1 protein-coding gene is annotated in these 210 nt (G+C 70.0%); it reads right to left on the bottom strand.

Features of this window, described 5'->3' with window-relative positions; all coding sequences use genetic code 11:
* Positions 1-210, bottom strand: a 210-nt coding sequence (locus HW452_RS17505; RefSeq protein WP_224107361.1) for a cadherin repeat domain-containing protein, incomplete at both ends; no start/stop codon positions are given.

Here is a 210-nt window from a genome sequence, read left to right as displayed (position 1 = left end):
GGCCGTCTTCGTCCGTTACCGTGACATTGACCGCCGGCAGGTTGCCGCCGCCGTTGACGTGGGCCGCGCCCGCGTCGGTCAGAGTGACCGTGCCGGTGATCGCGTCGATGGCGTAGTAGCCGTCGGCATTGCTGCCCTCGGTCAGGCTGTAGCGCAGTGCCGCGTTGTCGCCGTCCGGGTCGTTACCCTGGCTGGTCGCCACCGGCTGGC

Source organism: Vreelandella aquamarina (assembly GCF_020075495.1).
Lineage (GTDB): Bacteria > Pseudomonadota > Gammaproteobacteria > Pseudomonadales > Halomonadaceae > Vreelandella > Vreelandella aquamarina_A.
Note: the sequence above shows the minus strand (reverse complement) of the source record. Positions and strands in the feature narration are given on the sequence as shown.